This is a genomic window from Chryseobacterium sp. SN22 (genome assembly GCF_008329705.1).
Classification (GTDB): Bacteria; Bacteroidota; Bacteroidia; order Flavobacteriales; family Weeksellaceae; genus Chryseobacterium.
Window position 1 is genome coordinate 50,611 of sequence record NZ_VTSX01000002.1, and the last position, 17,744, is coordinate 68,354.

The window sequence follows — 17,744 nt, forward strand, 5'->3', positions numbered from 1 at the left end:
TTTCAGAAAATATGAACTCTTCCAAATCTTACCTGACTGCATTATTTTTACTTATAGCCGCTTTCACTTATTCTCAGAAATATCCTATGAAATACGGGATAACAGCAGGCTGGAACTACTCCAACGTAAATGCAGTAGATGAGAAGAATGAACCTTCCGGATATCTAAGCGATATTATTGATGAAGCTTATGCAGGTTTTGTGGTGGAAAAGCAAATCTCCGAAAAGTCCTACGTTCAATCAAACTTATTAATTTCTTTCACTGATCGGGTTACATTTTTAGAACTTCCCGTGTATTATAAATACAATTTTTACAAAAGATTCTCTTTAGTAGCAGGTCCGAAACTGAATTATATTCCTGACAGCGAAGAGAGCCAGCCTTATTACTTCAGAAGAAGATTCGGCATCAGCGGAGATATAGGATTAAACTATAAAGTATCAAATCATTTTATTTTGGAAGGAAGCTTTTCAAAAGGGTTTACCAAACAGTATGATGATCTGGTGTTAACTTATTATCACGCTCGCCGGGATGTTTACAGAATTGGATTAATTTATTTTATTAATTAAAATGAGTTTTTCTAAATCTTTCATTGCAATATTTTTTCTTCTAGCTGTTTTCACCTATTTTCAAAAATATCCATTAAAATATGGTATAAAAGCAGGCTGGAACTATTCCAACGTAAATGCAGTAGATGAAGACGGTGAATCATCAGGCTATCTAAGTGATGTTATTGATGAAGCATACGCCGGTTTTGTGCTGGAAAAGCAAATTTCCAAGACATCATATTTGCAGGCAGCTCCTACTGTTTCATATACGGAATCAGTGACTTTCGTTGAATTACCTATATATTATAAGTATAATTTTTACAGAAAATTTTCATTTATAATAGGTCCAAAACTTAATTATATTCCGGATGAGCAGTATAATAATTTTTATTATTTCCGCAGAAGGTTTGGTATCAGCGGAGATATAGGATTAAACTATAGAGTATCAAATCATTTTATTTTGGAAGGAAGCTTTTCAAAAGGGTTTACCAAACAGTTTGATCAATTAATATTAACCTATTATCAAGCAAAAAGGGATGTTTACAGAGTAGGCATTATTTACTTTTTCTGATATAAAATATAAACCCGACCTAAATCAGGCCGGGTTTTATATTGAATCGTTATGTAAAATCTCTTTGTTATAAAAAACTGTTTCTCCAGCTTTCCGTCAGTTCTTTAAAACGGGTATTGCCAAAGGTTTTATTCCTGATCTTACCAACGGAATAGATTCCTTTTTCATCGGAGATCAGCAGGATCTCTTCAGCTTTCTGGGATTCAAAAGCAATGATCTCATGTTCCTGGATATCGGCCAGATTGTTCTTGTGCAGAAAGGTCACAAAGTTTTCCATTAAGGGCGAAATGTAAGCACCCTCCGTCTGTTTCGGGACTTTGATGACATCACCTTCCAGAAACAGAAGGTTCCCGGTAGTTGTGCGGGCGATCCTTTTATTCGGGTTGAGAAGAATGACATCATCCAGATCATTTTCCTGGGCATAAATCGATCCGTAAATATTTTCCGGACTGTGAACGCGGATATTGCTTAAAAGGTTATTATTTACGTTAATTTCCTTAATCAGATCCAGTTCCAGTGCTCTTTCATGGACAGCAAGCACATCTACTTTCTCAGTGATGTCGTAAAGGTAGGAAACCGAAGACTTTGAAAGGGTAATGCCATCCGAATTACGGAATACCTGAAAATTGATGATTCCGTTTCTAATGCCTTTTCCATCGATTACCTCTTTCCTGAAAAGCGACTGGAAAAATTCCAGGGTATAACCCAGAGGGATGTTCAGCCTCATTTTCCGCATGGAAGCCATCAGGAAGAAATAGCATTCTTCATCCATAATCAGATTACCGTCCCTGATAAAAAAGGAAACCTTCACCGTATCTCCGGAAAGGAAAGCCCTGTTTCCTGCCGCTATTTCGTCTGATGTAAAATATTGATTTTCCACTTGTCTCTGATTTGTTTATAAAAAAATAATGAACGATAAATCGTTCATCAGTTTTATCATGCAGTACAGCCTACGTTTAGGCAGCACCTAATTTAATTCTAAGGTTTTCAATAAGGTTATCCCAATACAAGGCGTTTTCATTTTCGTCACCTTCTTCACAGAAATCGGTAATATTCAGGGAAAGGTCTTCGGTGATGTCATCAATGGTGATCGTCATTTCAAAGAAATTTTTCGTCCCTTCATCTTCTTCCCACCGGAAACGCACAAACCCCTCAGGCTTATATCTAATCAAAGTTGCCTTCTCAGCAGGACCTCCGCCCCAGCTGAAAAAAAAGTCGTCCCCTTTCTCTGTTACCTCATCCGCAAACCATTCAGACAACCCTTCTGCCGTGGCCAGATATTCATACAGAATCTCTGACAAACAGTGCATTGGATATTCGTAATGGACTTTATGTTTCGCCATATATCTTTGTTTTAATCGTCCCGCAATATATAAATTAATTTTTTTATTACACAAAAATGTATTTATTTTTTTAAACAATCTTCATGATATTTGTCAGCGATTTTTAAATAAGTGTTTAATACCAAATCCCTGAGAATTTCTTCAGGGCCTTACATAAAAAACGCCTCTCTGCGAAGCGTTTTCATTTAATTTTCGTTGAGTACTTCAATAATGATCTTACAGCCTTCTTCAATCTCTTCTTTCGAGATCGTCAGCGGCGGGGAGATCCGTAAATATTCATTCCGGTACAGCTGCCAGAAGACAATCAGTCCTTTATCCATACATTTTTTGGCAACATCCAGGGTATATTCCGGGGATCCGAGATTTACCGCCAGCATCAGGCCTTTGCCGTTGATGTTTTTAATTTTGGGATGAGCCAGCAGTGTTCTGTACAATTGTTCCTTTTCATCCACTTCATTCATTAATCCGCTTTCCAGTACTTCTTTTAAAGTCGCATGGCTGGACGCGGCGATCAGCGGATTTCCTCCGAATGTGGTAATGTGCCCCAGCTTCGGAGAATGGGATAAAGTTTCCATAATTTTCCGTGAGCTCATAAAGGCACCTACCGGCACGCCTCCGCCCATTCCTTTTCCCATGACCAGAATATCCGGGACCATACCGAAATGCTCAAAGGAAAACAGTTTTCCGGTCCTTCCGAATCCCGGCTGTATTTCGTCAAGAATCAGCAAAGCACCTACTTCTTCACATCTCTTTTTTAATCTGATCAAATAGTCCTTATCCGGAACCAGGAAACCGGCCGCTCCCTGAATCGTTTCCATCAGTACACAGGCTGTTTTTTCCGTGATCTTATCGAAATCTTTTTCGTTATTAAATTCGATAAAGGAAACCATCGGCAGCAAAGGCCGGAATTCCCTTTTATGAAATTCGTTTCCTGAAACACTTAGGGCACCATGCGTATTCCCGTGGTAAGAATTTTTAAAGGAGACGATCTCTTCCCTTCCGGTGTATCTTTTGGCGAGCTTTAAGCTTCCGTCGATGGCTTCTGCCCCGCTGTTTACCAGGTAGGTAATTTCCAGCGGATCGGGAGTCGCTTCCGCCAGCAGTCTGCACAGTGCCACCGGCTTTTCCTGTGCATATTCTCCGTACACCATGACGTGAAGGTATTTTTCTGCCTGTTCCTTGATCGCTTCAACAACTTTAGGATGCGAGTGCCCCAATGTATTTGCCGAAACGCCTGCAACGAAATCCAGGTATCTTCTTCCGTCTTTACCGTAAATATAGCTTCCTTCTGCCCGCTCCACTTCAAAACCCGCAGCAAATTGTGTCGTCTGGGCCTGATAGGTAAAAAAATCTTTTTGCATTTTTATTTCCTGAAAATTTCAGCAAAGCTAAAAAACATTCGGCAGATGCAGAAATAATCCCGATAGAATAAAAAAATCGCTTACAATGAAACTTGTAAGCGATACACCAAATCACAAAATATTAATATAGATTTATATATTTCTATGATAAATATACATAAAAACCCGGATAAATATATACATTCGGCAGGAAATATTTTAGCTCCCTACCGATATTTCGCTACAATTCAAAATATAATGAGAATTATACAATCTTAAAAGCCTCATGCAGTGAGGTTTTTCCCTTCACCGGTTTTTGAATAAATGGATCAATATTTTTTTTGATTTAAACTTAAAAATGCATTCTAAAAAGGTATTCTCACAGGAATTTCATAAAAATAACTCACCATTTCCTCTAAAGAAATGGTGAGCTGATGTATTTTTTATGATTGATCTGTAAAAAACGAATTATCTCCGGGTACGTTTCGGCTTTTTGGCTTCCTCTTTAGCCTTTTCTTTTTCTACCGCTTCCTGCGCTTTATTGTACAACGTATTGTCGGATTCGTATTTTATTTCTTCGTAATTCGGGGTATCGACGAGAATATCCTGCCACTTGAGAATGCGGTCTTTGGTATTCCAGTTGAAATCCGGGAACTTCCTTTTTTCCGGTTCGATCATGCTCATCGGATAGGTATCCGAGGTGGCACCGATATTACATTCCACCACGTAAAGCAGTTTTTCCTCGAAGACCGCATCAATAATTCCGCATGAGGTAAGAGAAATCCCTATCCTCTCCTTTTCTCCGGTCTGCCTGTTTTCATCATCCGAATAGGATATGGCCTGTGCATTTCCGATCACCTTAGCTTCCTTAATGTTATTGTCGGCACCATAATATACCGTCATGAGTTTTCCTTTTACCTGGTTGAATTCATCTTTCAGATTCAGCGAATCTACCTTGCTGATGGCAAAAGCATTTCCGATTACTTTTAAAGAGTCGATGTTTTCATTCTGGGTATTGAAGTAAGCTTCTACTTTGTCTCCTGTCACCTGTTTTCCGTTGCTCCACAGAATAGGCTTCGTGTACATATGAAGGACACCGTCCGTTTCATTAAATGCGATAGAATCCGCTCTCCCCTGTGCATTCGATTTGTAAAATCTTCCTTTACGGAATGCCCTTAAGAAACTTTTCTTCACTTTGATATCTGCCGAATCCGGACGCTGGAAAGAGATGATTTTTTCCGCAGCAAAATACATGGAATCTTTCTCCAAAGCTTTCACAGCATACGGATTTTTGGTCATCATCGCGGAATCCTTCTTTTCAAAAATTTCCCCGTAGCCGCCTTTGATCCATCTTCTTTCGTTAGGATCATCCAGCGTAACATTTCCTGTAGCCTTTCCGAAACCGGTCAGCTGGTTATAGTACATTTCATCACCGGTGAGGATCTTATCGTTATAATACACCCTGGAGTTCTTATAGAGAAAAGCTTCCTTGGTGTTCGTATTGTAGTTTCCTTTGTCGGTAACGATCCGGTTCTTAGGATTCTTTTTGTTGACAATCGTCGTCGGACCATTGATGTTGACGATATTGGTATTCTGATTCTGCACCACATTGTCTCCTTCCAGAACATACTGGTTGTCTTCAATCTTTACCCGTCCGGTAAGGTCAATCGTCCTGGTCGCAAGGTAATAGGTTCCGGATTTTGAGTACGTGGTACTTTTGCCGTCATTAATCGTACCTCCGGTATTGTAATAGGCCTGGTTTGAAACCCTGTCGTAATACATGGTTTCTGTTTTGATTACCGTTCCTTTAGGATCGGTAAGCACGACGTTCTTCCGGGCAATTCCTTTTTGCGTATTTCCGTCATACTCCATTTCATCCGCAGTGATTACGGAGCCGTCTGCATTCTGGAGCTTTACATTACCGATGGCTTTAATGAAATTCTGCTCTTCATAAACAATCACGAGATCGGCATTCAGCAAAGAACCCTGATGAGAAAACTGCACATTTCCGACAAAATAATTATTCCCCTCATATTTCTCATCTTTCCGTAATTCATCGGAGTGGATATGCTTCACCTTTTCTGCGGGCGGAGCATTCTTCTGCGGTGCTTTAGGCGTGAAATAAGGATCTTTCTGGAATGGCTTCTGCTGTTCCTGTGAAAAGACAAACGTTGAAACAAGGGCTAATACAAGAAATATCAGCTTTACCGGCAGGGACGGATTAGTCATTCTTAGTGCCATAAAAATACAGCGAATGAGAATCAATTTTCACCCCGAATGCTTCTTCAATGGCTTCTTTAATCCCCTGGATCCTCGGATCACAAAACTCAATGATCTCTTCAATTTCCTTATCGGAATCTTTTTTATAGATCACCAGGTGGTCATGCTGCTTATCAAAATAGGATTTTTCGTAAGATGAAGAGGTCAGCGTTTTTTCCCCGAACTGATGTTTACGGATCAGCCCCGCATCCAGGAAGATTTCAATGGTATTGTAAATGGTAGCTTTGGAAACATGGTATTTTTTCTGCAGCATCAACAGGTACAGATCATCCACATTGAAGTGATGATCCATACTGTAAATTTCCTCTAAAATAGTATATCTTTCAGGCGTATTCCGGAAACCCTTTTCCAACAGGTAGTTTCTGAGAACGTCCTTTATAAGTGCGATATTTTTTTCTTTCTGTATCGTATCCATCAAAAAATTTATGTACAAATTTATTGATTTTTATTTAAATACTTACGGTCTGCCTGTGTTAAAGAATTTAACTGTTGTGGCGGATAAAATCGCACTGCTGGATTTTTGACTTTCCTACACAGTCTTCCGTCATAGGCGCAGATTCCACCACTACATTATGGGAAGTTACCCCCCAGGCCTTAAAATCGTCGCTACCGATATACTTAACAAAATTATAGATATTTAAGATAATTTTTTCTTTTACGGTAAGAAGGATATCGTTGATATAGGTGTTATCTATGATAACATACTTCAGATCCGGCGGAATGTTGTGGGCTCTCAGTGAAGGGTGGCTGCTTCGGGAAGGAATGGTTCCGTCCGCCATCAGATCCCTTAGAACCATGTCGAAATAATCGTTGATCCTGCGGTCGATCTTAAATCCAAGCATGAAATTAATCTTATAGATCGTTCCCGGTAAAACTTCATCGACTACATATTTGAAAGTGTACGGATCCTCCTGGTTGACAATATTCAGGATAAAATAATGATCCGCTCTCTTCGGCTGCTTTTTGATGATGGAATAAATAATCTTGGATTCGATTTCGTCATTCCTTTTCGCACGGCTCAGGTAAGCTAAATTGGTTGCATATTTCGGAATGGTCTCATCCAGCTTCATGTCTTTAATGATCGGGATGTATTTATCAAGCTTGATGAATTTGATGAATTTTGTCTTAATCAGCCTTCCGTTATACCAGGCGTACATACATACTCCGATAGAACCTGCCAATACTACTGTGATCCATCCTCCTTCCATGAATTTGATCACATTCGCACTGAAGAAGCCCAACTCGATGGCCATATAGACCAGCGCAAATACCAATATAAAAAATTTGTTTACCCTTCGTTTCAATAGCCAATACACTAAAAGTACGGTCGTCATCAGCATCGTTACGGTGATGGACAATCCGTAAGCGGCCTCCATTTTACCGGACTCCCTAAAATGCAACACCACGATGATGCAGAACAGCAAAAGCCCCCAGTTAATCCTTGGGATATACATCTGCCCTTTTACCCCGGAAGGATAATCGATCTTTTGGTTAGGCCACATATTGAGAGACATGGCTTCGGAGAAAATGGTAAAAGATCCCGTAATCAATGCCTGACTGGCAATAATTGCGGCTGCCGTTGCCATAATAACCCCCGGAACCACCATCCATTCTTCCATAATGCCGAAGAAAGGATTTACAGCAGAAAATCCGGGTTTTTCGTAATTGGTTAAAAGCCAAGCCCCCTGTCCCAGATAGTTCAGGATCAGCATGATTTTCACAAATGCCCAGCTTACCCTGATGTTTTTTGCCCCGCAGTGTCCAAGATCGGAATAAAGAGCTTCCGCTCCGGTCGTACAAAGGAAAACCGCTCCCAAAATAACAATGGCACTCGGTGAGTTGACAATCAGCTTATAAGCATAGTAAGGGTTGAATGATCTTAAAATTTCGATGTTTTCGCTCAGATGTGATACTCCCAGGCCTCCCAATACCAGAAACCAGATCACCATGACCGGCCCGAAGAACTTACCAATAAAGCTGGTGCCGAACTGCTGCACTACGAAAATAACAATGAGAATCCCGATGGTAATCGGTACTACCGGAGTATGTGGATTATATATTTCAAGACCTTCGATGGCCGACATTACCGTAAGGGAAGGCGTTATTACACCATCGGCAATCAATGCTGCCGCTCCGATAATAGCAATCAGGTACAGCCAGCCTTTTTTTAGATTTTTAACAAGAGAAAATAAAGCCAGAATTCCTCCTTCCCCTTTGTTGTCCGCCCTCAGTGCAATAATCACATACTTGATAGTGGTCTGAAGTGTCAGGGTCCAGATGATACAGGAAAGCGCACCTTCGATATACTCATTGAAAGGCATCGTACTTCCGCTTTCTCTGGCGTTTACAATGGCTTTCATTACGTAAAGCGGTGAAGTACCGATGTCTCCGAAAACGATTCCGAGAGAAACTAAAATTCCAATGAAAGAAAGCTTCTTAATGTCAAAATGATGACCGCTTTCTGCAACTTCTGCCATACAGCTAATTTAATTTTTAAACGCGCAAATTTAAGTGAAAATTATAATCCCATGAACTTTTCTTCATGAATATAATAAATGAAAAAACTTCCTTTCGGAAGTTTTTCTCTATAATTGTTTTGTTACTTAACGTACATTGCTTTTTTAATTTCCTCTTTTACTTTTTCAAGTTTAGGGAACCACTCTGCAAATAAAGCAGCCGAGTAAGGAGCCGGAGCATCAGGTGTTGTAATTCTCTTGATTGGAGCATCCAGATAATCGAATGCTTTCTGCTGTACCATATAGGTAATTTCGGAAGCTACAGAACCAAACGGCCACGCCTCTTCAAGAATAACCAGTCTGTTGGTCTTTTTAACAGATGCCAAAACCGTATCATAATCCAGCGGACGAACCGTTCTAAGATCAATTACTTCTACAGAAACCCCTTCTTTTTCCATATCTTCAGCAGCCTGAATCGCCAGCTTCATGATTTTTCCGAAAGAAACCAATGTTACGTCGGTACCTTCTTTTTTAATATCCGCCTTTCCTATCGGCAGGTAATATTCTTCTTCAGGAATTTCCATTTTGTCTCCGTACATCTGCTCGGATTCCATGAAAATTACCGGATCATTATCCTGAATGGCTGTTTTTAATAATCCTTTCGCATCATAAGGGTTTGAAGGAACCACTACTTTAAGCCCCGGAATGTTGGCAAACCAGTTTTCGAACGCCTGGGAGTGGGTAGCTCCCAACTGTCCTGCAGAAGCAGTAGGACCACGGAAAACAATCGGGCAGTTCCACTGTCCGCCGCTCATCTGGCGAATCTTCGCCGCATTGTTGATAATCTGGTCGATCCCTACCAATGAGAAATTGAAGGTCATATACTCTACAATTGGTCTGTTTCCATTCATCGCCGCACCTACAGCAATCCCTGTAAAACCAAGTTCGGCGATCGGAGTATCAATTACTCTTTCAGGACCAAATTCATCAAGCATCCCTTTTGAAGCCTTATATGCACCATTGTATTCTGCGACTTCCTCCCCCATTAAAAAGATGGATTCGTCTTTACGCATTTCCTCGCTCATTGCCTGTGCAATTACCTCACGAAAAGTATATTCTGCCATATTTATTTGAAAAATTTAGAGTACAAAAGTAATGTTTTTTTATTATTTACATAAAAAAAACGACATTTCATTTGATGAAATGCCGCATATTCATTGTAATTAATCCTGATCAGGTTAGTTAACTTTCTGCCAGGTCTGTGTTCTTCCAAAAGCAGAGATCCCCAGATACCCTCTTACATTCAGCTTATCCCCTTCCCTTTTGATGGTACATTTGTAGGTTTTGCCGGTTTTAGGATCCGTAATGGTTCCGTCTGTAAATTCGCTACCGTCCTTTTTCAGGCCCCTGATGATCTCCATTCCAAGGATCGGCCTGTTCTTACGGTCGTCTTTGCACTCCGTACAGTTAGGATTGGCGGGCTTAACCAGCAACTGAGATATTTTCCCGTAATACTGGTCTCCTTTTTTATAGATTTCAACAATGGATTTTGCCTGTTTTGTTTCGTCATCTATGGTTTTCCATTTTCCTTCGATCTGTGCAAAGGTCATTACACCGAACAATGACAGGGCGAAGGTTAACAATAATTTTTTCATATTCTAATCTTTTAATTTTAGTACGTTATTTTCAATTCTATCTATTGCTAAAAATATAAATTAATTTCAAGACTGCAAAAAATTTTATTATACGGGGCATATATTACAAAGGATATTCCAAAAAAATAAGAATATCGCTGTTATTTTACTTAATGCAGTTTCCGGTTGATAACCCGGTCCATATAATCCTGATACCAGGCTTTGGCTGTTTTTTCACCTCTGGCAGCCTCTGCATTTCCTTTCAGCTGCGATATGAGATTTTTCTCAAGTCCCAGATCGTTTTTATCGAAAATGCCGACGGTTTCCTTCCCGTCAAACCGGTAGATGTAATTTCCGATAATGAACTGCTCTACGGTTCCGTCGGAATTGGCAATAACCGGCTGGTACTGTTTTTCGCTGACCAGACTTCTTCCCCAGCTCCTTATTTTTTTATTATACCCGATCAGATCGGCCAGCGTAGGATAAATATCGATCTGCTGGGCTAATTCTTCCTTGACCCCTTTTAAATGGTATTCGGGATTCGGAGAGTAAAAAATCAGCGGAACGGCAAACCGGTTCATGGCTTTTTCATATTCAGGGTAATACATTTCGTTGGTATGGTCTCCGGTAAATACAAAGATGGTATTGTTGTACCAGGGCTGTTTCTTTGCCGTTTCAAAATACTTTTTAACTGCATAATCCATATATTCAATCGGTTCGTGCATCACGATTTTACCTTTCTTAAATTTCCCTTTGTATTTTTCAGGAATTTTAAAAGGATGATGCGAAGAAGCGGTGAATACGGTGGACATAAACGGCTGCTTCCTTCCTACATTTTTAGCAAAATACTGTAAAAACGGTTCATCCCAGATGGCCCAGATCCCATCGAAATCCTGGTCGTTGTTGTATTCCGTTTTGCCGAAATAATGTCTAAACCCTAAAATGTTCCCAAAACCGAGAAACCCCATTGAACCGTTGGGAGCGCCATGGTAAAAAGAGGTATCATAGCCCATATCGTTGCAGACCGAAACAATGGACTGGATTTTCTGGTTGGAATACGGTGAACTGGTAAAAGCATCCGTCAGGCTCGGAATTCCCGCCAGCACCGAACTCATCCCGTGAATCGACTGCCGTCCGTTCGCAAAAGTATTCGGAAAGATCAGGCTCTCATTGGCCAGGCTGTCTATAAAAGGCGTATAGGAAACGTAATCTTTGATATTTTTATCCCTGTTGAATGCACCCGAATATTCCCTCCCGAAAGATTCCACAATGAAGATGACGATATTGGGTTTATCCGCTACATTCCGCTCGTACAATTTATACGGGTGTATATTTTCATCAATAAATTGCTGATCAACAAAATGAACTTCCTTGAAATTATTGGTATTTAAAGTTCTTAAAAAGGAAAACGTACTGTTTAGAACGACATTTCCCTGGGCAGGCACTTTTACAAACCGGTTGGCATCCACCAGGTTAATCGGCCGCGTACTGTGCCTGAAATCCCCGCGGATCCCGCCAACGGCCAGAACAGCCGTGAGACAAAGCACAAGAACAGACCAGATGAAATACGGAACCAGTTTTACCGGTTTCTTTTCATTTACTTTTACCTTTTTATAAAGGAATACCCATAACGCCATCAAAGCCACAAACCAGAACACGATAAAAGGATTCTGGATAATGGAAGCCATAAAAACCCTGAATATATTGTCTTCATGTTTAGCAACCTGAAGCACTGCTGAAGTAAGCCTCATCTGCGAAAACTTGAAATATACGAAATCTCCGAAATTCATAGCGTAGGCAATCCCGTTGGTAATAAAATACAGCCAGAACAAAAATTTCTGATATCCTCTTTTTGTATTAACGACAATCGGGATAAGACTCAGCAGGATAAACAGCGCATTGACATATAGGATAGCCGTTGTATCGAAAGCAATGCCGTGGTATGCCAGGCTGAAATATTCTGAAACGGAATCTACTTTAATCAGCCCGCGGTTGAAAAACCAGAACAGGAATCTTGCAACCTGGTAGAAAAAATACGCCAGAAAGATCCGGTACACAAGCACAAGAACTTCCTGTTTTCTGAATTCTTTAAACAATTTCATGACGCAAATTTACAAATTAATGTAACAGTTTATTAACATAACAGTGGAACAATGTAGTGCTCTCAGGATCAATAATAAAACAAGACAGCATTGTATAGCCGGATAATCTGATGAGCTGCTGTGAGAATAATAGTCAATAAAAATTTTACGGAGCAGGCTATCTCTAAAGTCTGTTTAATAATAAAACACATCAGTCTGTTTGCCTGATTGCATTATAATAATTGACACATTATAATAAGTCACTGTATTTTTATATTGCTACATTGCCATACCGTTATATTGTTACATTACGACATTGTACATTGGTTAGATTAATTAATTGTTTTAATTTTGTAATTATGAATTTTATCAAAAATAACCTGGCCAACGCCATTACGTTAGGAAACCTTTTTTCAGGATGTGTAGGCGCGATCCACCTTATTCTGGGCGATTATCAGACGACAGCAATCTGCATTATATTCTCTCTGGTCCTGGATTTTTTCGATGGATTTGTGGCCAGGGCACTGAAGGCCAATTCCAATCTGGGGACACAGCTCGATTCGCTGGCGGATATGGTGAGCTTCGGGCTGGTGCCTGGACTGACGATGTTTAAAATTCTTGAGCCTTTCGGAAGCGATCTCCTGGGACTATCCTTACCTTTTGAAATTAAATATTTCGGATTGTTAATTTCTTTGTTTTCCTGTTTAAGACTGGCTATTTTCAATCTGGATGAAGAACAGAAGTATTATTTTAAAGGATTGAATACCCCGAGCAATACCATCTTAATCTTTGGACTGTATTATGCTTTTAAAGAAAATCAGGGTTTTGCTTTTTTGCTAAATGTTGAGATCTATTTAATTATTTTAACAATCATCTCATCCTGGCTGCTGATTTCCCCCGTCAAAATGATTGCGATGAAGTTCAAATCAATGAAACTGGAGGATAATTATCCGAAAATAGCGTTATTGGCGGGGGCTGTACTTATTTTACTTATCTTTAAAACGGTCGGGATTCCGATGGTGATTATTTATTATATCTTCATTTCAATGATCTTTCAGAAACAATTGAAGTAAGATGATTGAAGATGGAAGTTTCCGTTCTCAAATTGATATATTCTAAAATTATAAATAAAACATAGGCGGGAAAGCGAGCAGCCAACCGCCATTAGCTAAAAGCAATTTAAAATGAACTTAAAATTACATAAGCCGCTTTGCATATTCGATTTAGAAACGACAGGAACCAATATCGGGAGAGACCGGATTGTTGAGATCTGCATCTTAAAAGTAAATCCGGATGCTTCCAGAGAGAGTAAAACATGGCGGGTAAATCCCGAAGTGCCGATCCCGAAAGAATGCAGTGAGATCCACGGAATTTATGATGAAGACATCAAAGATGCACCTACTTTTAAGGAAATCGCCTCCAAAGTAATGGAAATGATTTCGGGAGCAGACCTCGGCGGCTTCAACTCCAACCGTTTTGATGTCCCTTTACTGGCCGAAGAGCTGCTGCGGGTAGGAATGGATTTTGACCTGAGTAAATTTAAACTGGTGGACGCCCAGACAATTTTCCACAAGAAAGAACCGCGAAACCTGAGTGCCGCCTACCGGTTCTACTGTGGGAAGACTCTGGAAAATGCCCATTCTGCGGAAGCCGATGTACTGGCTACCTTTGAAGTATTGGATGCGCAGATCGGAAAATACGATGATATCCCGAATGAGATTGCCCAGCTGAGCGAGTTTACCTTCCATAATAAAAATGCCGATCTGGCAGGGTTTATCGGATACTCCGACAAGGGCGAGGAGATCTTTAATTTCGGAAAATACAAAGGGCAGGGCGTAAAAGCGGTCTTTAAGAAGGACCTTGGGTATTACGGATGGTTACAGAATGCCGATTTCCCGCTGTACACCAAGAAGGTGTTCACAAAAATCCAGTTATCGAGTAAATTCTAAAATATGAACGAACTGGTAAAATTCAAATTCTACGAAACGGCGCTTCAGGCGAACCGCGACAAACAGATCCTGGCGGAAAGCGGCATCAACAGCTTTATAGCGAACGAACAACTGATCCAGTCGGACTGGCTGCTGTCCCAGGCGGTAGGCGGCATCCAGCTGCAGGTGTTTGAGGAAGACCTTGAAAAAGCCCGTCAGGCTTTGCTGGATTATAAAGAGAATGAAGAGTTTCCGCTGGAGGTGGAACATACCATTGAAAATCCTCCTTTTGATTTCGTATGCCCAAAATGCGGTTCCAACCATATTTACCGCGATGACAGTGCCACCAGCTTTTTCGGGATTTCGATCCTGACGAGCCATAAATTTGTGTGCTACTACTGCGGGAATGAGTTTATGCATTAATTCTTTTTCATCACATATTCCCTAGCCCCGATTGCAGCGGCATCCTTTTGTGGAGCGCAGCGGAGCAAAAGATACAGCGGAAAGCGGGAATAAGCTCCTAAAAAAAGAAGAACCAGCCGAAAGTTTAGGTTAAAAAACAGTATAAAAATAAATTATGAAGATTATCTGCATCGGAAGAAACTACAGCGAACATGCAAAAGAATTGGGTAACGAGATCCCGGAAAGACCCGTAATTTTTATGAAGCCGGACACTGCCGTCCTAAAAGGGAATGATTTTTATATTCCTGAATTTTCGGATGACGTTCATTACGAGCTTGAAGTCGTGGTGAAAATTTCCAAAGGTGGAAAATACATCCAAAAGGAGGCGGCGGCCAAACATTATGAGGAAATCGGTCTGGGAATCGATTTTACGGCCAGAGACCTGCAAAGCGACCTGAAATCGAAAGGGCTGCCCTGGGAGTTGGCCAAAGGGTTTGACGGTTCCGCGGTCGTAGGGAATTTCTTTAAAAAAGAGAATTTCAACCTGGAATCTCTAGGGTTTTCCCTGCTGAAAAATAAAGGAAAGGTACAGGAAGGCAATACAAGAGACATGATGTTCACCATCGATGATATTATAGCATTTGTTTCCCAGTATTTTACCCTGCGCGTTGGAGACCTGATCTTTACCGGTACACCGAAAGGGGTAGGTAAAGTGGAGGAAAATGACATCCTGGAAGCGTATCTGGAAGAAGAAAAAGTTCTTGACATCCGCATTTTGTAGGCCTTTTTATAGGCTGTTTGGCATAATTTTCCTATCTTTAATAGACAAAATTAGAAATCATGGTAAATATAGTATTGCCCGTAGATTTTGGGGAAAAGACCGATCAGCTTTTAGAAGGCGCTGTACGATTTGCAAAGCAGATCAACGGCAGGATTTATCTGATCCATGTGGCACCTTCCGATATCGGTTTTGCCATCGGCGATATGGGCTTCCAGTATTTTCCGGAAGTTGAGGAAAACGAAATCCGTGAAGAGCTGGTACAGCTGAATAAGCTGCAGCAGCGTATTCTTGCCGACGGTGTGGATTGCGAACATATCCTGAAGCAGGGTTTGGCGAAAGACATCATCCTTGAACATGCGAAAGATAAGAATGCAGATTTCATTGTTATGGGATCGCACGGCAGAAGCGGCATCTATGATGTTTTCATAGGAAGCTTAACCAAGGGGATTACAAAAGACTCAAGCATTCCGGTTTTGGTGCTGCCGATCCACGAGAAAAGCGAAAATTAAATTTTAATCGTTAATAAAAAAGCCGATCAGATATAAAATCCGATCGGCTTTTTACTATATAACCAATTAATTAACCTTCATTTTTGTAGATGGTAGGATCGTAGTAAGGATGCTTACCTTCCGTTGGAGAATAGTAGTCTTTATCTTTATTGTTCCCCAGAGTGGATACCAAAACATAGCACCAGTAGGTGAACATTACACAGCAGACGATAAACAGAACCCAGTTCAGAACATTACCGAAAGTCTCAAAGAAACCAAAAGACCATTTGAAAACTTTGCTTAAGAATAGAAAGAAAGACGTCATTATTTTCCTTTTTTAAATTAACTTTGTACAAATTTATAAAAAATGTTTAAATTACTTTCAAAAGAAAGCAATATTTTTTCAATTCCGGTGTACATCGGGTTTCTTCTTTTAATCGTAATAACCTTTAATTTATTGAATTTCAACACTTATGAGGCTATTATTGCCGGGATAACTTTTCTGGGAATCGCTTTGGGATATTTCTGCTTTCACAGTATTGCGCTGAATTACCAGACCCACCTGCCTCTGTGCTTATATACTTTTTTTATTTTCGGCCTTTACCCGGGACATTTAGATATCGGAATTGCCGTTTCGCTGCTTACCAATTCTTTCCTGCTCCTGCTGCTTACCAGTACCAACGAGGATATCCGGAAGCGGTCTTATGTTCTGGTGGGTTCGATTGTGGCGCTGAATTTTATTTTCCTGCCGACAACCTGGCCGATGGCGGTTTTCGTGATGATCCACGTCATTGCTACTTCGGAGCGGATCGGGCTGAATATTTTCAGGTTTCTGCTGGGAACCCTCCTGATTGTGCTGAGTTATTTTTCAGTCATGTTCTTTTTAGGCTTTACTACCTGGAACGTTGATTATTTTCCTTTCGGAACGATCAGGCCCGCTGAGGATTATATGGAGCTGGTACCCTTGATTCCGGTTATCCTGATGCTGGTGTATGCCATCTATGACCATTTCAGGAATTATAATAAAAAGAGCCCGGTCAGCCGTTATAAATATACTTTCCTTTTGGTTTTTTCCGTGGCACAGCTTATTACCATTGTGCTGTATATGAACAAGAGCTATGAATACCTGCTTCTCCTTGCTTTTCCTTCGACGATCATCATCAGCCGGATGCTGAAATTTCTGCCGAAATACTGGATGCAGGAAGTAAGCCTGTGGCTGATTATTTTCAGCATGGTGGGTTTTAAAGCCGGAAGTTATTTTAATTTATTTTAAAGATTATGATTCAGATAGACGATAAATTGATCTCCGAGGATATTTTTTCTGAAGAGTTTGTTTGCAACCTTTCAAAATGCAAAGGGGCATGTTGTGTGGAAGGAGATGTAGGTGCTCCTTTGGATAAAAATGAGCTGGAAATTTTGGATAATATTTTTGATAAAATCAAACCTTATCTTACCCAGGAAGGCATCAAATCGATTGAAACCATAGGAACGTGGACAACCGACCCGATGGACGGAATGTATGTAACGCCGATGGTAGATAACCGGGAGTGTGCGTATGTAACTTTTGATGAAAACGGAATTACGAAATGCGGTATTGAAAAAGCGTATGAAGACGGTGCGGTAGACTGGCAAAAGCCGATTTCCTGCCACCTCTACCCGATCCGCGTTACGGAATATTCTACTTTTAAGGCACTGAATTATGATGTCTGGAAAATCTGCAGCGACGCCTGTGCCTTAGGAAAAGAATTGCAGGTTCCCGTGTACAAATTCCTGAAAACCCCGTTGATCCGCAAGTACGGAGAAGATTTCTATGATACGCTGAGCGAAGTGGCTGAGGAGTGGAAGAAGGAGTATGGAGCGTAGTTTTGTTTGAGGTTTTTTGGGTTGGAGTTTTT

The 17,744-nt window shown here is 40.5% G+C and carries 19 protein-coding genes; 9 read left to right on the forward strand and 10 right to left on the reverse strand.

Annotated features, from left to right (window positions below):
- Nucleotides 1-11 precede the first annotated feature (11 nt).
- On the forward strand, nt 12-566 hold the full coding sequence (locus FY557_RS01355) for an outer membrane beta-barrel protein (RefSeq protein WP_149245501.1): 555 nt from the start codon (nt 12-14) through the stop codon (nt 564-566).
- 1 nt (nt 567) lies between these two features.
- Nucleotides 568-1,116 (forward strand): outer membrane beta-barrel protein, encoded by a 549-nt coding sequence (locus FY557_RS01360; protein WP_149245502.1) that lies wholly within the window; start codon nt 568-570, stop codon nt 1,114-1,116.
- Between the two features lie 67 nt (nt 1,117-1,183).
- Here FY557_RS01360 and FY557_RS01365 read toward each other — a convergent pair whose 3' ends face one another.
- The 9 genes from FY557_RS01365 to FY557_RS01405 all read right to left on the reverse strand — a co-directional run bounded on the left by FY557_RS01365 (nt 1,184) and on the right by FY557_RS01405 (nt 12,271).
- The gene (locus FY557_RS01365) at nt 1,184-1,996 is read right to left on the reverse strand and encodes an aminotransferase class IV (protein ID WP_149245503.1); all 813 of its coding nucleotides are present in this window, start codon (nt 1,994-1,996) and stop codon (nt 1,184-1,186) included.
- A gap of 76 nt (nt 1,997-2,072) precedes the next feature.
- A complete protein-coding gene (locus FY557_RS01370) occupies nt 2,073-2,459 on the reverse strand; it encodes an START-like domain-containing protein (protein ID WP_149245504.1) in 387 nt (128 codons plus the stop codon).
- A gap of 185 nt (nt 2,460-2,644) precedes the next feature.
- The gene (locus FY557_RS01375; RefSeq protein ID WP_149245505.1) at nt 2,645-3,820 is read right to left on the reverse strand and encodes an aspartate aminotransferase family protein; all 1,176 of its coding nucleotides are present in this window, start codon (nt 3,818-3,820) and stop codon (nt 2,645-2,647) included.
- A gap of 447 nt (nt 3,821-4,267) precedes the next feature.
- Nucleotides 4,268-6,040, reverse strand: a complete 1,773-nt coding sequence (locus FY557_RS01380) for an OstA-like protein (protein WP_228451665.1) — start codon at nt 6,038-6,040, stop codon at nt 4,268-4,270.
- The gene (locus FY557_RS01385; protein WP_029294631.1) at nt 6,021-6,494 is read right to left on the reverse strand and encodes a Fur family transcriptional regulator; all 474 of its coding nucleotides are present in this window, start codon (nt 6,492-6,494) and stop codon (nt 6,021-6,023) included. Before FY557_RS01385 ends, FY557_RS01380 begins: the two co-directional genes overlap by 20 nt.
- 67 nt (nt 6,495-6,561) lie before the next feature.
- Entirely contained in the window at nt 6,562-8,556 is a 1,995-nt protein-coding gene (locus FY557_RS01390; RefSeq protein WP_149245506.1) for a KUP/HAK/KT family potassium transporter, read from the reverse strand.
- Between the two features lie 122 nt (nt 8,557-8,678).
- Complete coding sequence (locus FY557_RS01395) at nt 8,679-9,659, reverse strand: pyruvate dehydrogenase complex E1 component subunit beta (protein ID WP_149245507.1); 981 nt, start codon at nt 9,657-9,659, stop codon at nt 8,679-8,681.
- Between the two features lie 114 nt (nt 9,660-9,773).
- A complete protein-coding gene (locus FY557_RS01400) occupies nt 9,774-10,190 on the reverse strand; it encodes a DUF2147 domain-containing protein (RefSeq protein WP_149245508.1) in 417 nt (138 codons plus the stop codon).
- Nucleotides 10,191-10,339: 149 nt separating this feature from the next.
- The gene (locus tag FY557_RS01405; RefSeq protein WP_149245509.1) at nt 10,340-12,271 is read right to left on the reverse strand and encodes an LTA synthase family protein; all 1,932 of its coding nucleotides are present in this window, start codon (nt 12,269-12,271) and stop codon (nt 10,340-10,342) included.
- A gap of 338 nt (nt 12,272-12,609) precedes the next feature.
- On the opposite strand from FY557_RS01405, the gene FY557_RS01410 reads away from it, so the two are divergent.
- The 5 genes from FY557_RS01410 to FY557_RS01430 all read left to right on the forward strand — a co-directional run bounded on the left by FY557_RS01410 (nt 12,610) and on the right by FY557_RS01430 (nt 15,870).
- Nucleotides 12,610-13,323: a CDP-alcohol phosphatidyltransferase family protein gene (locus tag FY557_RS01410; protein ID WP_149245510.1), complete on the forward strand. Its 714-nt coding sequence runs from the start codon at nt 12,610-12,612 to the stop codon at nt 13,321-13,323.
- 111 nt (nt 13,324-13,434) lie between these two features.
- Complete coding sequence (locus FY557_RS01415; protein WP_149245511.1) at nt 13,435-14,199, forward strand: 3'-5' exonuclease; 765 nt, start codon at nt 13,435-13,437, stop codon at nt 14,197-14,199.
- A gap of 3 nt (nt 14,200-14,202) precedes the next feature.
- Nucleotides 14,203-14,601, forward strand: a complete 399-nt coding sequence (locus FY557_RS01420; RefSeq protein ID WP_149245512.1) for a DUF2007 domain-containing protein — start codon at nt 14,203-14,205, stop codon at nt 14,599-14,601.
- A 154-nt stretch (nt 14,602-14,755) separates the two neighbouring features.
- Entirely contained in the window at nt 14,756-15,361 is a 606-nt protein-coding gene (locus FY557_RS01425) for a fumarylacetoacetate hydrolase family protein (protein WP_149245513.1), read from the forward strand.
- A 59-nt stretch (nt 15,362-15,420) separates the two neighbouring features.
- The gene (locus FY557_RS01430; protein ID WP_149245514.1) at nt 15,421-15,870 is read left to right on the forward strand and encodes a universal stress protein; all 450 of its coding nucleotides are present in this window, start codon (nt 15,421-15,423) and stop codon (nt 15,868-15,870) included.
- Between the two features lie 70 nt (nt 15,871-15,940).
- On the opposite strand, the gene FY557_RS01435 is transcribed toward FY557_RS01430, so the two are convergent.
- Nucleotides 15,941-16,174 (reverse strand): DUF6341 family protein, encoded by a 234-nt coding sequence (locus FY557_RS01435; protein ID WP_146942642.1) that lies wholly within the window; start codon nt 16,172-16,174, stop codon nt 15,941-15,943.
- A gap of 42 nt (nt 16,175-16,216) precedes the next feature.
- On the opposite strand from FY557_RS01435, the gene FY557_RS01440 reads away from it, so the two are divergent.
- Together FY557_RS01440 and FY557_RS01445 are read left to right on the forward strand one after the other, a co-directional pair.
- Nucleotides 16,217-17,122 carry a DUF6427 family protein gene (locus FY557_RS01440; RefSeq protein ID WP_149245515.1) on the forward strand — a complete coding sequence of 302 codons (906 nt, stop codon included), beginning with the start codon at nt 16,217-16,219 and terminating at the stop codon, nt 17,120-17,122.
- Nucleotides 17,123-17,127: 5 nt separating this feature from the next.
- Nucleotides 17,128-17,712, forward strand: a complete 585-nt coding sequence (locus FY557_RS01445; protein WP_149245516.1) for a DUF3109 family protein — start codon at nt 17,128-17,130, stop codon at nt 17,710-17,712.
- Nucleotides 17,713-17,744 lie beyond the last annotated feature (32 nt).